This is a genomic window from Paenibacillus sp. TSA_86.1, from assembly GCF_052691815.1.
Window position 1 is genome coordinate 120,873 of the sequence record NZ_JBQZGE010000008.1, and the last position, 17,135, is coordinate 138,007.

Annotated in this window: 22 protein-coding genes and 1 tRNA gene; 16 read left to right on the forward strand and 7 right to left on the reverse strand. The window is 43.1% G+C overall.

Annotated elements, in window-relative coordinates; all coding sequences use genetic code 11:
* Positions 1-121: 121 nt before the first annotated feature.
* From ung to ACUTVW_RS16935, 4 genes are all read left to right on the forward strand, one after another.
* Positions 122-790 carry a uracil-DNA glycosylase gene (gene ung / locus ACUTVW_RS16920; protein WP_445646874.1) on the forward strand — a complete coding sequence of 223 codons (669 nt, stop codon included), beginning with the start codon at positions 122-124 and terminating at the stop codon, positions 788-790.
* A gap of 20 nt (positions 791-810) precedes the next feature.
* Positions 811-1,230: a hypothetical protein gene (locus tag ACUTVW_RS16925; RefSeq protein ID WP_434750285.1), complete on the forward strand. Its 420-nt coding sequence runs from the start codon at positions 811-813 to the stop codon at positions 1,228-1,230.
* 309 nt (positions 1,231-1,539) lie between these two features.
* Entirely contained in the window at positions 1,540-2,124 is a 585-nt protein-coding gene (locus tag ACUTVW_RS16930; protein WP_445646875.1) for an LOG family protein, read from the forward strand.
* A 122-nt stretch (positions 2,125-2,246) separates the two neighbouring features.
* Positions 2,247-2,375: a hypothetical protein gene (locus ACUTVW_RS16935; protein WP_260510917.1), complete on the forward strand. Its 129-nt coding sequence runs from the start codon at positions 2,247-2,249 to the stop codon at positions 2,373-2,375.
* A gap of 168 nt (positions 2,376-2,543) precedes the next feature.
* Here the strand turns inward: ACUTVW_RS16935 and ACUTVW_RS16940 are convergent, their stop codons facing one another.
* Complete coding sequence (locus ACUTVW_RS16940; protein WP_445646876.1) at positions 2,544-2,894, reverse strand: hypothetical protein; 351 nt, start codon at positions 2,892-2,894, stop codon at positions 2,544-2,546.
* 273 nt (positions 2,895-3,167) lie between these two features.
* Between ACUTVW_RS16940 and ACUTVW_RS16945 the strand changes: the two genes are divergently transcribed.
* The 5 genes from ACUTVW_RS16945 to ACUTVW_RS16965 all read left to right on the forward strand — a co-directional run bounded on the left by ACUTVW_RS16945 (position 3,168) and on the right by ACUTVW_RS16965 (position 8,078).
* The gene (locus ACUTVW_RS16945) at positions 3,168-3,356 is read left to right on the forward strand and encodes a glycerophosphodiester phosphodiesterase family protein (RefSeq protein WP_445646877.1); all 189 of its coding nucleotides are present in this window, start codon (positions 3,168-3,170) and stop codon (positions 3,354-3,356) included.
* A 286-nt stretch (positions 3,357-3,642) separates the two neighbouring features.
* The gene (locus ACUTVW_RS16950) at positions 3,643-4,698 is read left to right on the forward strand and encodes a FecCD family ABC transporter permease (protein ID WP_445646878.1); all 1,056 of its coding nucleotides are present in this window, start codon (positions 3,643-3,645) and stop codon (positions 4,696-4,698) included.
* 1 nt (position 4,699) lies between these two features.
* Complete coding sequence (locus ACUTVW_RS16955; RefSeq protein WP_434750290.1) at positions 4,700-5,731, forward strand: FecCD family ABC transporter permease; 1,032 nt, start codon at positions 4,700-4,702, stop codon at positions 5,729-5,731.
* Positions 5,732-5,781: 50 nt separating this feature from the next.
* Positions 5,782-7,497, forward strand: a complete 1,716-nt coding sequence (locus tag ACUTVW_RS16960; RefSeq protein ID WP_445646879.1) for an ABC transporter ATP-binding protein — start codon at positions 5,782-5,784, stop codon at positions 7,495-7,497.
* 257 nt (positions 7,498-7,754) lie between these two features.
* Entirely contained in the window at positions 7,755-8,078 is a 324-nt protein-coding gene (locus tag ACUTVW_RS16965; RefSeq protein WP_445646880.1) for a hypothetical protein, read from the forward strand.
* Between the two features lie 334 nt (positions 8,079-8,412).
* Here the strand turns inward: ACUTVW_RS16965 and ACUTVW_RS16970 are convergent, their stop codons facing one another.
* Entirely contained in the window at positions 8,413-9,915 is a 1,503-nt protein-coding gene (locus tag ACUTVW_RS16970) for a UvrD-helicase domain-containing protein (protein WP_445646881.1), read from the reverse strand.
* On the reverse strand, positions 9,915-11,591 hold the full coding sequence (locus tag ACUTVW_RS16975) for an ATP-dependent nuclease (protein ID WP_445646882.1): 1,677 nt from the start codon (positions 11,589-11,591) through the stop codon (positions 9,915-9,917). The genes ACUTVW_RS16970 and ACUTVW_RS16975 overlap by 1 nt, the downstream gene beginning before the upstream one ends.
* Before the next feature lie 325 nt (positions 11,592-11,916).
* On the opposite strand from ACUTVW_RS16975, the gene ACUTVW_RS16980 reads away from it, so the two are divergent.
* Both ACUTVW_RS16980 and ACUTVW_RS16985 read left to right on the forward strand, forming a co-directional pair.
* Positions 11,917-12,096 carry a ribbon-helix-helix protein, CopG family gene (locus ACUTVW_RS16980; protein ID WP_445646883.1) on the forward strand — a complete coding sequence of 60 codons (180 nt, stop codon included), beginning with the start codon at positions 11,917-11,919 and terminating at the stop codon, positions 12,094-12,096.
* A 140-nt stretch (positions 12,097-12,236) separates the two neighbouring features.
* A complete protein-coding gene (locus tag ACUTVW_RS16985) occupies positions 12,237-12,530 on the forward strand; it encodes a DUF6809 family protein (protein ID WP_445646884.1) in 294 nt (97 codons plus the stop codon).
* Positions 12,531-12,773: 243 nt separating this feature from the next.
* Here the strand turns inward: ACUTVW_RS16985 and ACUTVW_RS16990 are convergent, their stop codons facing one another.
* Positions 12,774-13,676: a manganese catalase family protein gene (locus ACUTVW_RS16990; protein ID WP_445646885.1), complete on the reverse strand. Its 903-nt coding sequence runs from the start codon at positions 13,674-13,676 to the stop codon at positions 12,774-12,776.
* A 286-nt stretch (positions 13,677-13,962) separates the two neighbouring features.
* Here ACUTVW_RS16990 and ACUTVW_RS16995 point away from each other — a divergent pair, with 286 nt between their 5' ends.
* The 4 genes from ACUTVW_RS16995 (at position 13,963) to ACUTVW_RS17010 (ending at position 15,284) form a co-directional block, all read left to right on the forward strand.
* Positions 13,963-14,265, forward strand: a complete 303-nt coding sequence (locus ACUTVW_RS16995) for a hypothetical protein (RefSeq protein ID WP_445646886.1) — start codon at positions 13,963-13,965, stop codon at positions 14,263-14,265.
* A gap of 57 nt (positions 14,266-14,322) precedes the next feature.
* Complete coding sequence (locus ACUTVW_RS17000; protein ID WP_445646887.1) at positions 14,323-14,649, forward strand: DUF3889 domain-containing protein; 327 nt, start codon at positions 14,323-14,325, stop codon at positions 14,647-14,649.
* 142 nt (positions 14,650-14,791) lie between these two features.
* Positions 14,792-15,019 (forward strand): hypothetical protein, encoded by a 228-nt coding sequence (locus ACUTVW_RS17005; protein WP_445646888.1) that lies wholly within the window; start codon positions 14,792-14,794, stop codon positions 15,017-15,019.
* Positions 15,003-15,284 carry a hypothetical protein gene (locus tag ACUTVW_RS17010; protein WP_445646889.1) on the forward strand — a complete coding sequence of 94 codons (282 nt, stop codon included), beginning with the start codon at positions 15,003-15,005 and terminating at the stop codon, positions 15,282-15,284. Before ACUTVW_RS17005 ends, ACUTVW_RS17010 begins: the two co-directional genes overlap by 17 nt.
* A 97-nt stretch (positions 15,285-15,381) precedes the next feature.
* On the opposite strand, the gene ACUTVW_RS17015 is transcribed toward ACUTVW_RS17010, so the two are convergent.
* The 3 genes from ACUTVW_RS17015 to ACUTVW_RS17025 form a co-directional block, all read right to left on the reverse strand.
* A complete protein-coding gene (locus ACUTVW_RS17015; protein ID WP_445646954.1) occupies positions 15,382-15,618 on the reverse strand; it encodes a DUF3892 domain-containing protein in 237 nt (78 codons plus the stop codon).
* 133 nt (positions 15,619-15,751) lie between these two features.
* The gene (locus ACUTVW_RS17020) at positions 15,752-16,195 is read right to left on the reverse strand and encodes a GNAT family N-acetyltransferase (protein WP_445646890.1); all 444 of its coding nucleotides are present in this window, start codon (positions 16,193-16,195) and stop codon (positions 15,752-15,754) included.
* 359 nt (positions 16,196-16,554) lie between these two features.
* The gene (locus tag ACUTVW_RS17025) at positions 16,555-16,854 is read right to left on the reverse strand and encodes a hypothetical protein (protein WP_445646891.1); all 300 of its coding nucleotides are present in this window, start codon (positions 16,852-16,854) and stop codon (positions 16,555-16,557) included.
* A gap of 141 nt (positions 16,855-16,995) precedes the next feature.
* Here ACUTVW_RS17025 and ACUTVW_RS17030 point away from each other — a divergent pair.
* Positions 16,996-17,068 (forward strand) — tRNA-Val (locus tag ACUTVW_RS17030).
* The last annotated feature ends 67 nt before the right edge of the window (positions 17,069-17,135 follow it).

Consider the following 17,135-nt stretch of genomic DNA (forward strand, 5'->3'; position numbering starts at 1 on the left):
GCGGTTATGTTAAAATGATGGATAGTCTATGAGTCGTGGGACATGTGACTCTTGCAGGGAAGAGCCCATCCAATCGGGCTTTACGGATATGCATTCATCAGGGGAAAGGAGTCTATACATTATGTTCGGAAATGATTGGGACGAGGTGTTGCAGAAGGAGACCGAATCCGAGTACTTTAACAAGATTCGTTATGCGCTCGCTGCCGAGTACAAAACACAAACCGTCTACCCTCCCAAGGAGGATTTGTTCTCGGCCTTGAAGCTTACTCCGTATCATCAGGTGAAAGCCGTCATTATCGGTCAAGATCCTTATCACGGGGCGGGTCAGGCTCACGGATTAAGCTTCTCGGTCAGACCGGGTGTGCGCGTACCGCCTTCACTGAAAAATATATACAAGGAACTTCAGGCCGATCTAGGTGTGCCTGTTCCAAAGCATGGCTCACTTATTCATTGGGCGGAGCAAGGCGTGTTACTGTTAAACGCTGTTCTGACGGTGCGGGAGAGTCAGCCTAATTCGCATCAGGCATTGGGTTGGCAGACGTTCACGGATGCCGTCATTCGTGTGCTGAATGAACGTCCAGAACCTATGGTGTACATGTTATGGGGAAGTCACGCTCAGAAGAAGGGTGCTTTTATTAACAGAGACAAACATCTGGTGCTGGAATCGACACATCCGAGCCCTTTGGCAGCACATCGGGGCTTTCTGGGCAGCCGTCCGTTTTCCAAAGCGAATGAATTTCTCGTCTCCCAAGGTATTAAACCGATCGATTGGACAATACCTGAAAACTAGATAGAGTGGAGGCGAGCACATTGCGACATTGGATTGGACGAAAAGTGGCAGTATACCGGGCAACAGGAATCCGCGAGCCTCTGAAGGGAACGCTGGTGGAGTGGGATGAAGAAACGGAATGTGTTCGAATCGGGCCGAAACGGATCAAGGTATCGTTTGACAATATTGCAATGATCAAACCGCTTCCTGAAGAAAGCCTGCCTTTGAAGAAGGCACGTTCTGAAGTGCATAAGATCGGATATGTCATGAAAAAGGCAATCCAGTTTGAAAATGCGATCTATTTCAAGTCACAGATTATGATCTGGAGGCGAGCCAAAATTGTGGTGTTATCCACCACGATTGTAAGACATGATGAAGATCAGGTGGAACTTGAAGACGGCCGGTTACTGCGCAAAGACAAGCATATGTTTGTTGTGCGTGCAAGGCGCGGTATACGATAGTTTGGTTGAAATTTAATATGGTTTTCATACTGCGATCATACAGCATTAATGTTTCGACCTTATAGTAGGTAATAACAACCCCTTCTAAATTAATGTGTATGGATTTGTGAACCCGGCCGGCTGCAAACGGCTGGGTATTTTTTTGTTTTTTTAACCGGAAGGCACATGAACCCAGCGTAAACAGGCTATGAGATAAATGCTCGAATCCTTATAAAATGCGATGCCTGTGTTCTGTTAACATGCTGTAACATAGCAATGACATTTGTACTGTATACTAAGGAGATAGATCTCAAGAAGGAGTGAAACCACGTGAAACGGATATGTGTTTTTGCAGGTTCTAACCCGGGTAACCATCCCGATTATATTGAGCACGCTGCCCGGTTGGGTAAACAGATTGCAAATAGCGGATATGCTCTGGTCTATGGTGGCTCTCGCATGGGCTTGATGGGTGCAGTCGCGGATGCTGCTCTAGCTGAAGGTGGAGAAGTGATTGGTGTTATGCCTACAGGGTTATTCCGAGGTGAGGTAGTTCACGCAGGACTCACTCAGCTGATTGAAGTGGGGACGATGCATGAACGGAAAGCAACGATGGCTCAGTTATCGGATGGGTTTATCGCACTTCCGGGCGGAATGGGCACGTTTGAAGAATTGTTCGAGGTACTGTGCTGGGCCCAGATCGGTATTCATCGCAAGCCTGTAGGTCTCTTGAATGTTAACGGATATTACGAACCGCTTATGAAAATGGTCGAGTATAGCGTGCAAGAGGGCTTCTCCAACACATCACATCTCAGTTTGTGGAGTCTTGAGTCTGATCCGGCTGAACTGCTTGCTCAGATGGCTGCCTACATCCCTAAGGAATTAACTCAGAAATGGTCTGAGCTGAACGGAAAGTAAAAGCCAAGAAACTGAAATCTGTACCTCGCTCCTTCAAGTGAAAAACTTCTTCATTTGCCCAAGCAAATAACGTTTGTGGACATAGTCTATAGTGTACTTTGATGAAGAGGGGAGTGTCACTCATGAGCGATCTCAAAGGAGCAGGTTACGGCTACTGTGGAGGTTTCGGTGGCGGAGTATGGACATCAACAGGCGCAATCCTGGTATTGTTCATCCTGCTGGTTATCATCTCCCGCACGTTCGTACTGTAATTCAGACCATTCTATAACGGATGTATGCTGTCTCAGGGCATCATTCGAAAAATGGCCTTTCCAAAGAGACGCCGGCGACTGTCGGCGTTTCCGGGGAACGGTTTTTTGGCTTGTACCTAAAAAAAGATCTCCATCCCATAGCAATGAGATAGAGCCAGATATCGAAAACTATACGATGATCTCCGTAGTACCGCTGGGCAGAATAAGTGTTTTCCAGGCAATATATAGTCCAATAGCGGAAGCGATCAGTGCAAGGATGGCCGCAACAAAGGCCAGTTGATCAAGAGTATTCTGTTTCGGTTCGACGACGCTGGACTGATTACTCGTTCTGTCAGGTATAGAGAGTCCTCGAACAGAAGCTCGCGGAATAGATGGTCTTGATCCTGGAGGTTTTAGCGTACTGAATTTAGGTCCGGGTTCTGATCTGTTCTTGGATAAACGGTGGGATGAAGGCTTTTGGGCAGAACAAGAACTGGAAGAGATCAAGTGCTTCCTTGTTCGTGTTTTCATTGGTTTCAAAGGGCAACCTCCTTACAGCGGAGTGCAGTTGTCTACGACTGATATTATATTATGTTGGTTTTTAGATTGAGTTCGCAAAAATGAGTGAATCCCCAGCCCTTTAAATGTTAGAGTATGTGCTAATGAACAAGCCAGTATACAATCAAACGCTCTCTTAACACACGTATGACAAACGGAGTATATAGTGAGGTTCATAGAATCCACTTTGAATGCAGGAGGGGCTGAATTGAACAAAATCGAAATCATTGCCCACCGAGGTGCTTCTGCTATTTTGTGCCATACAAAGGGCTGGCGGTGGCCAAAGAAGAAGTAGCCGCTGCTCTTGCCCAAGGTATGGTCACTTATCCCTTTACCGTGAATGATCCTGGGGAGATGCAGATGATGATTGATATGGGAGTACAAGGCATCATCACCGATTTTGCGGATGTACTCGCTTCTTTGATGACTGTCCGGACACGCTAAGCGAATAGCGGCATCAGATGAGGTTCAGTTTAGACTAATCCAAATGTTAAAAGTGGAAACCATGCAGGAGATTGAAGCCCTGTATGGTCTTTTTTCGTGTATATTCATGCGGAAATATTCATATCTGCAAGAAAGTTGTCCTTTTTGTCCATTGCCAGACGGGAAGGATTGCCTTACAATGTTCTATGGGAATGAGAATCAATATCAATAGAAGTGGTACTTTTGGAGAGGTGATTGTTATGTACATAAGGTTAGCAGGCTTCATTCATAACGCAGGTGGGCAAGTATGAACTCAAACAGTTCATCCACACATTCGAATACGGAGCCACCTACAGCAAAAATCCACACGCGCCCATGGACGGCTACACTCATTCTCACAGGCGGAATCCTGTTGCTGGCTCTGGGGATGGCATTGTCCATCTCATTTGGCGCTGCGGATATTCAGCTCGGTGTGGTCTGGCAGGCGGTATTTAATTTCAACCCTGACCTGACACCTCATCAGATCATATGGGAGATTCGGCTGCCGCGTATCCTTGGCGGAGCGATGGTAGGTGCTTGTTTCGCTGTTGCCGGTGCGATTATGCAGGGCATGACCCGGAATCCGCTCGCCGATTCGGGACTACTCGGTCTGAACGCTGGAGCTGGGTTTGCGCTGGCGATCTGTTTTGCTTTTTTCCCGGGCTTGCCGTATATGTACATCATTATGTATTCCTTCCTGGGAGCGGGACTTGGTGTGCTGCTTGTGTATGGTTTCGGTGCAGCATCCAGATCAGGTTTGACGCCGCTGCGCCTGGTGTTGGCTGGAGCCGCTGTATCGGCCATGCTGTCTGCACTTAGTGAGGGCATTGCGCTCTATTTCAGAATTGGACAAGACCTGGCCTTCTGGACTGCCGGAGGGGTAGCCGGAACGAAGTGGTCTCAACTTGAAGTGATGTTTCCTTGGGTGCTCGGAGCGCTCATCGTTGCTTTAATTATCTCGCGTTCGATCACACTGCTTAGTCTTGGCGAGGACATTGCGGTTGGACTGGGACAACGTACAGGTCTGATTAAACTGATGGGTCTGATTGTGGTACTCATTCTGGCGGGAACTGCTGTATCTGTGGTGGGTGCAGTTGGGTTTGTCGGTCTGATCATCCCCCATCTGACACGGAAGCTGGTCGGGGTTGACTATCGCTGGATTATTCCTTGCTCTGCCGTGATGGGCAGTCTGTTACTTGTATTTTCGGATCTGGCCGCACGTATGATTAACCCGCCTTACGAGACGCCAATTGGTGCACTGGTTGCCCTCATCGGGGTGCCATTCTTCCTGTATCTGGCGCGGAAAGAAAGGAGGACGCTGTAACATGAGTTCCTCAACTATGGGTGGTGCAGAGCGCAAAAAGAAAACGAAAGGTATCGTTGTTCTTATTGTACTCGGTCTTTTAATTATTACAGCTTTTATTATCAGTATGAATACCGGGTTTACCAAGCTTTCACCACTGGAGGTTTTACGGACGTTGTTTGGTAGCGGCACACCGAAACAGGAGTTGATCTTGTTTGAATTCCGGTTGCCTCGCATCGTGATTGCCGTTCTGATCGGAGCGGGTCTGGCATTATCAGGCTGCATCTTGCAAGGGGTATCGCGCAACGCGCTCGCCGATCCGGGGATTCTTGGTATTAATGCAGGGGCGGGGCTTATGGTCATGCTGTTTGTTTCCTTTTTTCCAACGACGACAGCAGCTCCAATCTTTCTGCTTCCGATCCTTGCTCTGATTGGTGCAGGCTTCGCTGCATTTCTGATCTATATCCTCTCTTACAAAAAAGGGGAAGGTATCTTGCCGACGCGTATGCTGCTCACGGGCATCGGGATCGCTGCCGGTATCAGCTCAGCTATGATCGTGTTAACGCTGCGGCTTAGTCCGGAGAAATATCAATTTGTAGCCACTTGGCTGGCGGGTAGCATTTGGGGTTCCAATTGGAAATTCGTTATGGCCCTGCTACCGTTTATTATTGTACTTGTGCCGCTAGTGCTGGCGAAGGCACGAGTGTTGAATGTATTAAATCTCGGTGACCAGACCGCAAGCGGACTCGGTGCTCCTGTAGAGCGTGAACGCATGATTTTGCTTGCTACCGCTGCAATTCTTGCGGGCGTATGTGTGTCTGTAAGTGGGGGTATCGGTTTTGTGGGCCTGGTCGGGCCTCACTTGGCACGCCGTCTGGTTGGGCCAAAACATCAGTTTTTACTGCCTGCATCTGCATTGGTCGGATCTTTGCTTGTATTGGTTGCGGACACGCTCGGTCGTGTTATCTTGCAGCCTTCGGAGATCCCGGCAGGGATTCTGGTTGCCATTCTCGGCGCTCCATACTTCCTGTACCTCTTAAGCAGGACGAAATAAAAGGTAATCATCAAATAGATGGAGGATTGCCGTAAGGGGGAACTGGCTTCATGCTTCGTCGTTTTTTTGCCTATTACAGGCCGTACAAAAAACTGTTTATTCTAGATTTTACATGTGCGATTCTGGTCGCGCTGCTGGAGCTGGCTTTTCCGCTGGCTGTGAACCGGGTTGTGGATGATCTGCTGCCGGGTGGACGATGGGACTGGATTTTATGGGCGTGTCTGGGACTGCTGGGCATTTACCTGCTCAATTCGTTCCTGAATTACATCGTCACCTATTGGGGGCATAAACTGGGGATCAATATCGAGACGGATATGCGTAAAGATCTGTTCAACCATGTGCAGAAGTTATCCTTCCGGTACTTTGATAATACAAAGACAGGACATCTCGTATCCCGTATGACCAATGATCTGATGGATATCGGAGAGATTGCTCACCATGGTCCGGAGGACGTATTTATTGCCGTGATGACACTGGTGGGTGCTTTTACGATCATGATGAACATTAACGGAGATCTGGCGATTCTGACGTTTATCATTGTGCCGCTGATTATTTACCTATCTTTGTATTTTGGTAGCAAAATGTCCAAGGCTTTCAGCCGAATGTTTGGGGATATCGCTGATTTCAATGCTCGTGTGGAGAACAACATTACAGGTATTCGTGTCGTGCAGGCTTTTGCTAACGAAGAGCATGAGAAGGCACAATTTGCTGTAAACAACGGTCGTTTCCGTCAAACCAAGCTGATTGCGTACAAGATTATGGCATGGAACTCTTCCATCAGTTACATGTTGATGAAGCTCGTATCCTTGTTTGTTCTCGTATGCGGTACGTGGTTTGTTATTAATGGCAGTATGTCTTATGGTCAATTTATCGCCTTTATCATGTTGTCGAATGTGTTCCTGACACCGATTCAGAAGATTAATTCGGTCATCGAGACGTATCCCAAAGGCATTGCGGGTTTCAAACGATATACCGATCTGCTCGATATGGAGCCAGATGTCAAAGACCGTGCTGATGCCGTAGCGGTATCCCATCTGCGCGGGGATATTCGTTATGAGCAAGTGACCTTCGGTTATTCGGATCAGGAGCCTGTACTTCAAGGAATTGATCTACATGTCCGTCCCGGTGAAACGGTGGCTCTGGTCGGTCCGTCGGGTGCCGGGAAAACAACGCTCTGCAGTCTGCTGCCGCGATTCTATGATGTGCTGGAAGGGCGCATAACCATTGATGGTCAGGACATTCAGCACATGACGCTGGACTCCTTACGTGGTCATATCGGGATTGTGCAGCAGGATGTGTTCCTCTTCGATGGTACGATTCGGGAAAATATTGCGTACGGCAAGTTGGATGCATCGGAAGAAGAAATCTGGATGGCCGCTCGTCGGGCCCAGATGGAGTCTCTGATTCTGTCGATGCCGGAAGGACTGGATACACTTATTGGCGAGCGCGGCGTGAAGCTGTCCGGTGGACAGAAGCAGCGGTTATCCATTGCTCGAATGTTCCTGAAAAACCCGCCGATTCTGATTCTGGATGAAGCGACATCTGCACTGGATACGGAGACGGAAGCTGCGATTCAGCAATCGCTGGCGGAACTGTCCGAGGGCCGTACCACGCTTGTTATTGCACACAGGCTGGCGACGATCAAAAACGCAGACCGCATCGTGGTCGTGGCTGAGCAAGGGATCACCGAGCAGGGACGTCATGAGGAACTGCTCGCTTCAGGCGGCGTTTACAGTCGTCTGCATCATGCACAGTTTGGTGCATAGGCATAGTTAGTTGCTTAAATGTTTGGGAATACGTAGTACACTGGAGTATATAAGTTAGCCACCGTTCATGACTTGGAAGGAGTCTGGGCGGTGGTCTTTTTTTATTTTGGAAGGAGGGAAAAGTATGATCACATGGCACCGAAATGGGTAATGATGGGCAAGACTACGGCTGAAGTGTGTGATTGCTACAATAGTACATGATTAGTGGCGTTCATGCATATCATCTGGAGAAAATGGAGCGTTGGGAGGCAATTGACATGTCAGATCTGACGAAGATACTACTTACCTGTCTCGGTTTTATTTTGATATTATCGTTGTTATTTGTGGGGATTCGTCATTTGATGGGGCAAAATAAAGGCCATAGCTCACGGAACTTGGTTGGCTGGTTTATGGGACTGTTTATTGTCGGTGCTGTGCCACTTGCGTTTGCATTCTATACCTACATTACAGACAAACATCTGGATGCCAACATCGGGTTAGGGCTTGCCATGTTGTTCGCCTGGGCATACTGTGCGTTACTGTTGTGTGGAGTGTTAGGCGTGTGGGGAAGGTATTGGTGGCGAAGAAACCAAAAGAAATAAAAAGTATGGAGTTCAAACAGAACGTTGGGTATGGAGGGGGCTGTGTTACAGCCAAAATGTTGACAATCCAGTTTCTGGTTCTTCCAGAAGAGGAGAGTTTCTTTATTTTTATGATAATCTTGAAATGGAAAATTATGAATGAAGCAATAAATTCATAATTAATTTGCAAATAACATGACAAAAATTCTTGACAGACCCAAACTGGACGAGAAACTTTTGGTTTTTCGTCCAACTCTATTCTTTTGTACTTAATAAAGTCCAGATACTTGAAATTGGTGACTGAATTTAATTTATAAATGAGGATATTTAATTTTATTTTGGTTATGCTGAGTGACTAGATTATTTTCATCACGTCATTAATACCTAAATGACTTTCAGCCAGTATATTAGATAAATTTCTTTCATATGAAGAGATGAAATTTCCAGTTTTTATAACAATTAATTTTGTCTTTGCTCTTGTTACGGCCACATAATGATTGTATATAGTCTCCATATTGTTTAATGTGTAATCATTAGAGAAGACAATAACCTGATCAAACTCAAGCCCCTTTGAGGAATGAAAGGTAATTGCTACATTTTGATCATTGTCTGGCTCAAATGCTACATGATAAACACTGTCTGTAATAGTTTTAAGAAGCAGTATTACATGCTCGCGTTTAGTGGTGTAATTCAGATATGCAGCCAACGATTCAACCTCGTCATTAAACGTATCGAAATCATTAATATTATTCCAGACTTTTTTCAGTAATTCCTCTATTTTTTTCACGCTTCGTTTTGAATCTTGGCCTTCTGAAGGGATTTCATAAATTAAATCGTACACTGAATATTGCTCGATTATATAATACTTGGCTATGGCTAAGTATAGCCATGCGACTTCTGTTGTAATATCTGACAATGGCAGAGGGGGGATGTACTTGCAATTGATCCCCCCCTGTGATAGCGCAATTGCACCATTCTTTGCATTATCCTTACTATATCTAAGCAGTGCAACTCTTTTATTTAAATCAATTAGTTTTTTTACATCAGAAACCCAAGTGGCATGCGTACTATTTAGAAGGATAACATCATTAACGTCTTTAACTGATATATAACGACTTCTAGTTTCACTAAAGAGTAAGTTAGAGTAGTTTTGAATCTGTTCACAAGAGCGAAAGTTATCTCCCATAAAAATCTTGTTATAGTTAGCTTTCGTCCAAATACCTTTGAAAGCTTCTGGATAAGCACCTCTCCACATATATATGGACTGTTTCTCATCGCCTACAATAAAAGTATCTATCAAAAGGACATCTGAGACATGGATAAAAAATGCATGCATGTCTTTATCACAATCTTGGTACTCATCAATATATATTTTGAAAAATTTCGATTTCAAGTACAGTTGGCAAACTTTAGACTTTTTGACTATATCTAAAGCTAATTGAAAAATGAAGTTGCTTTTTTTGTTTGAATTATCATAGGAACACAATAATTGTTCATTACGGATTTTTTCAATGCCTTGTTGAAAATCTGAAATTTTTGATGAATAATCTGTAGACATATCTACATCAAAATCAGTTCCATAAGCATCTTTCATAAATGGTTTAATGATCTCTTCAATAACAAAACCATTATTAGTACCAACGAAATGTCTGGAAACATCTATAGTTATTCTATCTTTAATTTCTTGAGCAGCTTTAATAGTAAAGGTAATAGAGGCTATCACCTTATGATCCATTCGCTCCTTTATTTCTTTCGTGATTTTCGTAACCATTATATGGGTTTTCCCTGTACCTGCACTTGCACGAACAATTAGATTTCCTTGTGTAGCGACTATATCTTCTTGAGTTGGAGTAAGCATTACTCTACCACCTCTTTCAAACAGGAGAAATTATAATGATTATAAATTTTTTTGCAATCTTTATCAGAGAGCTTTTCTGTTAATTCAACCATATTATAATGTTTTGCCTTTTGAAGATAGTCTACAACATCTTCTGTTCCTAATAGTTTCTTTAATCTGGAATGCATTATTTCATCCAAATCATTTTCCAGATCACACTTTGAAAGATATATTGAGTATTTCTTGCGGATATCATCAATTTTATTCTTATTTGAATTGTATAAAGATCTTTTATCAGCGACCGTATTGGAATTGATTTGTTTGGTAGGTAAAAAGCCATCTTTAATATATTTATTGCAACGGGAAAATCCGAGAACGCTGAATGTTCCGCTTTTAGTTGATCTAAGATCGTTATCAGTTCGTAATATACATTTTATATTTAGTTTTTCTAATATTGTGAAATATTTATCAAAACCAATACCATTCACCATTAGGATATATGCACCGTCGGCTTCAAAAAAAGGGTTAATTACTGATAGAACCTTTTCAAATAACATTACTTCAGACGGCCCTTCAACAAGGAGTACTTTGTCTGCAAATATAGCTTCTGATAGATTCTTGTTTAGTATTTTCTTATTCTTACTGAATTCACTAGGTACTTGATAAAAGATACTGGCGCTGTTAACCTTTGATTCATTATACACACGTACAAGATTTACAGAATCCATTTCATATAGAATGTATGGAGAGTGAGTCGATACGAATAAATATTTATATTTTGAATCATTAAACAAAAATTTTGACAGAGCCATTTGCATAGATTTATGCAGATGGTTTTCGGGTTCTTCGATCAAAAAAATATTTATTTTTTTCTCAGATGTTTCCTCAGATATTAAATCAAAGAGCGCATACGATAATAATTTTTTTCTCCCCTCACCGGATGTTGGGTAAAGATTAACATCATTATCTTGTTTTATGTATGGAATTATATTTGAGTAGAGCCCTTTAATGGCAATCTCAGACTTAACGGAAACAGAAACTTTATCGTTTCTAAACTTTTTGTACTCAGGTGTAATTTTAGTTTCAAATTTTTTAACACCAGAAAGCGAGGCAATTTGTTTGTTAAGTTTACCTACTGTAGTGGTTATTTTATCAATTATATTGTTGTCAGAAGGATGATCATTCTTAACAAGTCGATTAATGTTCTTTTTAAATAATTTATATAAATCAACATAAGAATCTATATAAACTAAATTAACAACATAGTCTATTTCATACATAAAACCTCGTTGTTTCATTTCGTATAATTTTTTAAGATCTCCCCCCCAAAAAAGTTCTGGAATTCCCACCAATTCATTATTATCGTATTTTGCGATTAATTTTATGTATACTTGATTATGCGAGCTTAACAAAGAACCTTTTAATTGTGCTCTCAGTTTCTGATTATCAACACATGTAATGTCTGAAATATCAATTGTAACAATTAGTTCAATGTCTTCATTGATGTTTTTGGAATGATAGTCAGAATCAGTAAAATTTTGTTTGCGAACTTCTTTGTCGAATAAGAATCTTACCGCATAAAGAAAGTTTGTTTTACCCACATCATTTAAACCAAAAAATACATTTTTATTGGAGAGATCAATAGATATACTTTTAAAGTTTCTAAAGTTCTTTATTTGAATAGACTTGAAAATCATAAAAGCACTCCCTTCTTAATAGTGGTTTGAAAACATAATGTTACTGTTACAAGCAGACTAGCCAAGGCACAACCTACTGTTTTATCTATAATTATATAATATTTCCTTGATAGGTAAAAATGATTTTGTCGAAACTCAGGTAGAATTAACAGAGTTACTGGAATTCCGTGCTTTCCAAATTCAGTGTTTGCTGCAACACAAGACAGTAGTTCTGTGGTGTACAATAAATAACCTGCGAAAAAAAATATTTATCTGCAGGTTATTTACATTGACTTTTTGTCCTGACAATAATATATTATTGTCAGGACAAAAAGGGGGTGGAGTGATGTCCTCGAAAAAGACGGGGCGTCCCAAATCTGATAATCCTAAGAGCAAAACGATTGAGATCCGTGTCGACGAGGAGATTCTGGACAAACTTGATGTTGCGGCTGATAAGCTGAATACGAACCGATCTGCTATCGTTCGCAAAGGGATTGAGAAGATTTACGACGACCTCCAAAAATAAAAAAGAAGCAGCGCTCGTCCCGAGAAGAACAACGCTGCTTCCTATCCCGCAATCACTACGAACGAGCAACTGCATAAATATCCTACCATGTGCAGAACGCTCATTCAAGTGAGATGCGAGTTAAAAAACAGGAGGATCACATGAATTCGATATTGGAAGCACTTTATAACGGGCGACTTCGCCCGGATGAGAACATGATGCCGACACATCCGGAGTACCAAGCGTTAGGGCGGCAGATTGTAGCTCTGACAGAGCAATGGAAGAATCGTTTGAGCGAGAATGAATTTCTTGAGCTTGAACAGTTATTTGACTTGTGGGGTAGATGTGAGGGCATGCATACTGAAACTGCATTTGTACAAGGTTTTCGTCTGGGCGCTAACATGCTTATTGAAGTGATGAGTAAGCGTGATGAATCGGTGTTGGAGTTTAACTAAGCTTAACGATGTAAACGGAGATAAGGTTATACTTTTACAGCTAGATTCTTAGGAAATTACAAATATAAAACATACTCATTTTGCAACATAAAATTGTAACACAACAATATCATACAAAGCCCTCACCGGGCTGCATTTATATAGCCTGGGTGAGGGCTTTAATTAACTTAGAGTTCATAACATTAAAGTTAATAATCTCGAGGGAAACAACCTACAGAACAAATTAGTCAAGCAACCTATCCCTTAATCAACAATATTCCCCGCCATTTTCAGACGACGTGCAATCTCCTTGAAATCTTCTTGTGAGATGCCTGGTGCAAATTCCTCCTCGACCGCCAGAGCTTCTGGAATAGGGAAACCTTGAGGGATACCCTGAATCACTTCAAGAGGTTGTCCATCTTCGGGATGTGTGCCTTTCCAGATCTGGTCGATGGCATTGAAGTCTTTGTCGCTGTATGTGTACAGCTTGGTGTGAACGCCTTTTTCTTCATATTTGCGAGCCTCGTTGAAGGCTTTGTTATCCAGAGAAGGGATAGGGATCAGCTTGGTCACATTGACACCCGTTGCAATTTCAATCGCTTTGGCATAGGCCACAACGTGCACACCGCCGCGTACGAGCAGGAAGCCGACGACTTCGCGAGCCGCAGGATGATCGGTCATTTCGTATACTTTCATTTTGTGGGTACGGGCTCCACATTCGAGAAAGAAGTTATGCAGCAGATCTTCTACCAGATTGCCACTGTTGAAGACATTGGCGCCTGTCCACGGATTACCCATCGAATCAAAAGGCATCGCGCCTTGTGCACCTGCCAGGAAATGATACGACAGCCGAGCATCCTTGACGGAGCCTAGCGGCGTCTGATCAGGTTCTTTATATTCCGTTGATCCTCTGAGACAATGGTTAATCCCATGTGATACCAATTCAACATGTCCTAATTCTTCGGCTGTAATACTCATGACGAGGTCATAGAACGGTTTTAGTTTTTCTTTGGAACGAAAATTAAAGGATTGGTAGAGGTAGTTGTTTAAGGTAGACATCTCTCCGAATTTACCGCCAAGCAATTCCTGTATGGCTGCTGCAGCATTGGGATCTGGCTTTTCGACGTTGGGGATCTCAATCAGAATTTCATCCAGACGTTTGAACATACAGATATAACCTCCTCGAATGTGGGTGAAGATGGACTCGGGTGGACGTTGTGGCAGTTTGCTCAGTCAAAGCCCATTACACGAATTGTGGATTTTTAAAACAAATCATCTATAAATTGGGTCTAAAGGGTCATGCCAATGAGACACTGATTCTGGTGAAAATGAGTTGTTCCTTATGGCTATGGTGTTTCCAATTCCACAGTTTTTATGTACAATCAGTCAAGTTATGCAAAGCTTTGAATGCTGATCATTCATAATGGAATAAGGTAGAAAGGAAGAAGTAGAGATGAGATTCCGATGGTTACGTATTGTAGGTTTAATGGTGTTTCTAATGTACATAAGTAATCCCCAGGCGATAGCAAGTGGTGTGGGGAATAATGTTCAGGTAGATGAGCAAACAAGGCAATTACTTATGCAGAAGTATGGTTTGGAACCAAGCAAAGAGCCCCAAGCGCAGCATGATTTTTTCTCCGGAGACTGGGGAATGAGCTTTCGTTCTACTTCTGAGGCTAAGCCGCTGGATAAGCTGATGCTGGGTGTTCCATTTTGGTTATGGCCAGCAGTCTGGATTTTTCGGATGTGGGTGTAAAATGTAAACCCAAAGGGCACGATATCAGCAAACACATTCTCCCAAGGAGTGAACTGCATGAGAGTGCTAATGTTTACAATATTAACGTTTATGCTTGGTTTCGCAGGTATCACAACAACCGTTTCAGCAAGCAGCAGCATCCCGGATTATGCGAAGTGGGGAATTATCGCTGTGAAAGAAACCCAAACAAAATACAACGTCGATATCCTGGATTACAAACATATCGGTCGTTCGTCGCTTACGGCTAATCAGTCGAGAGAGCAGTTCAAATTGTGGGTTCGTGCCAAAGATGGCAAGCAATTTGCCGTTTATGTCAATGTGGATTTTAATCCAAATACGCAACAGTTAAAAACAGTGCAATTTTCTGAATCAGATCGTCACTAATCAACTGAAGAACCAGACTTCCGTCTTGCGCGGAGCATGTCTGGTTTTTTTATTTTAAATTCCTTTTTTTGTTATTGAATAAAGAACTTATGTTCGCATATAATAGTGAATGCAAACAAATGTTCTTATTGGAGGGATGATCATGCTAGGGAAATATGTTGGCCAGTTGGTGGAGCTTGTGTACATGGATCGTGCGGGACAGATTACGCAGCGGCAGATTCGAGTTAACAGTGTGCGGGGCGGGATGATTCGAGCATCGGATGGTAAGGAGGGGGCACCGCGAACCTTTCTGGAGCAAAATATATTGGCATGGCGCCCTGTGACCGATCGGAATCGGAAGGGAGAGATAAAATATGCTGAACGACTTTGAACGTAAAATTCTGCGCATTCTCGTCAACTATGCAGGTCAGCAACGACGGATTCCACGTATGGATGAGTTAGAAACCAAGACAGGGCGAAGTCCAGCGCACATTCGGGAGTCACTGCTGGAACTGGAGCAGAGAGGGCACATTGCCTGGCATGACTCATCCACGATGGAGAGCATACAGATTTTGCAGGCATGGGAGCAGCAACCCAGTCCTATACGAAAACCCCAGCCTACGGGTACCGCAGTAAAATATTTTACTGATTATTAAATACGTTATTAGAGCAAGATGAAGCGTGGCAAACTCCGGCAAAAGGTAAGCAAAAACGCCAACCCTGGTGGATTGGCGTTGTATTTAGCAAGTCTTTTTAGAAATTCGGAAGCTGGTCAAGGTTGTTGGTCGGGTCACCGTCGGCATCGCCACGAATATACATTTCTCCATCCTTGCCTTTGAATACATTAACACCAGCGATTTGGCCCGCCTGCACTTCGTTCAGAGCCTGTTGGTAATCCAAAATACGGCCTGAAGATGTCTGGAAGGCGGTAAGGTCACCGTCACCATTTTTCTGCACCGCTGTGAATGTCTCGCGTGTTGTCTGATCCATCATGTCACACTCTCCTTCTATGACCAAATGGGAATGGGTTTACCCCGTTAGCCTGTCCAAATTGGCGAGAAGTATGCACGAGTTGCATGTTTATCAGGAACCAGTTGAACCGATGTAGAGCTATGCTACGAGATTACAGACTTTTTCTCATACGAACGTGCAGAATATCGGCATCATAAAAAGGTTCTTCCGAAATGACTTCATAGCCAAGTTTATCGTAAAATTTCTGAGCCTGACACTGGGCATCCAGCAGGGAGTAGGTTAATCCAAGCTCACGAGCGAGTTCCTCCATCGCTAACAGGAGCACACGTCCATAACCAAATGAACGATAAGATTCCAGTACAGCGATTCGCTGCATTTTGGCCGTATCTTTGCTGTAATAGATCAGACGGCCTGTGGCAACAGCCTGTCCATCGGTATGAAGTAACACGTGATGCACATCTGGACTGATGATATCATATTGATCAATCTCAAGCTTTTCAGGCACTTGCTGCTCAATGACAAAAACCTGACGGCGAATCTCAAGCGCTTGCTTTAATTCTTCTTCTGTCGTGACATAACTAATCTCAGCTGCCAAATTCGATTCCTTCTTTCTGCTCCATGTGCGGCAAGTTCAGACTGCATTATACAAAAAAATGCTTTTCCTGTATAGTTAAGTTTGGTACATATTGGGACTGTGGAGGAGGAATAGTCATGGGAATGGCGGCTGTTATGACGATTACATTAGTCTTGTCGGCAGGCATGATCGCTTTGTTATACTACGTGACCAAGAAGGCATATTCTCGCAAATGGGATGAAGAAGAGTAACGGAGCACCTTCTAAAAAGGGATATGGTCACGATATAGTCAATTCGTAAATGAACTAGTGTTTTAAAGCCTCGTAAGAGATACACATGCAGATCTGTTTCTTATACATGGTTCAGCTCTATTATTTTGATTAATGCAAAATTTCGCTGTTACCCTGAGGGGAGTATACCTCCTGAATGACTGATTTAGAATAAACATCGAGCCATACAGGTAGCGATTCATTCTGTTGATTAGGTTGCTGCATTTGCTGAAATTGTACAGTATGCTCGTCTCGCTCCAGCCCGCAGCCAGTTAAAGCACAGACCAGAAGCAAAAATACAGCCGAATAAGCTGTATAAATAGTATGCTTGGCATTGCAATGTCTATTTTCGGGTTTATTATGAAGATGTATATCGACCAATTTTCTGGCCATTTTTTTGATAATCATCATGCATTCTCCTCATGCGGATATGGTAATCTTTCCATTATTGTGCTCCAATCCGAATGATTTAAAACCAGAATTATGGATTGACAATGAACACGTTTACTTGGTATGATACTGTTACTTGATTGAACGAAACCTAATATACATGATCTGTTAGCTCAGCTGGGAGAGCACTATCTTGACAGGGTAGGGGTCAGTGGTTCGAGCCCACTACAGATCATACACGAGAAGCCTTGCGTAGCAAGGCTTCTTTTCTTTTTTCTACACTAGATGGTCGATTTAAATGA